Origin of the sequence: Ancylomarina euxina (genome assembly GCF_003863355.1) — a bacterium.
GTDB classification, from domain to species: domain Bacteria; phylum Bacteroidota; class Bacteroidia; order Bacteroidales; family Marinifilaceae; genus Ancylomarina; species Ancylomarina euxinus.
On the sequence record NZ_QQWG01000068.1, the window covers coordinates 1 to 622 of the forward strand.

Consider the following 622-nt stretch of genomic DNA (forward strand, 5'->3'; position numbering starts at 1 on the left):
CATCAGGCGAGTACCTATGTAAATGAGGGTCGGTCTGTCGTCGTTGATATGGATATGAAAAGTTTCTTCGATGAAGTAAACCATGATCGATTGATGAGACGTTTATCAAGTCGCATAAAGGATCGTGTCTTGCTGTTATTAATACGTCGCTATCTACAAAGTGGAATTATGGTCGATGGCTTAGTATCTCAACGCATTAAAGGGACCCCTCAGGGAAGTCCACTATCTCCACTATTATCTAATATAGTTTTAGACGAATTAGATAAGGAACTTGAAAGACGAGGTCATCACTTTGTTCGATATGCCGATGATTTTAGCATTTTTGTTCGCAGCCCAAAGGCAGGCGAGAGAGTGAAGAAATCTATCAGCGCATATCTCACAGCTAAATTAAAACTGAGAGTTAATGAAGACAAGAGTCTTGTTTGTATGAGTCATCAAACAAAATTTCTAGCTTATACCATCCAAACTACAGGATGTTTAACGATTGCCAGTAGCAGTGTGAAGCGACTAAAAGGAAAAGTTCGAAAACTTTGTAGGCGTAACAGAGCAGTGAGTTTAGAAACCCTAGTTTCAGATTTACGACCTGTACTGCGAGGTTGGTTGAATTACTTCAAGTATGCTT

At 39.5% G+C, this 622-nt stretch carries 1 protein-coding gene; it reads left to right on the top strand.

Translation table 11 applies throughout. The annotated features are described in order from the left end of the window. The coding region (locus tag DWB61_RS17595; protein WP_262702401.1) for a reverse transcriptase domain-containing protein at positions 1-622 on the top strand (622 nt) is incomplete at both ends.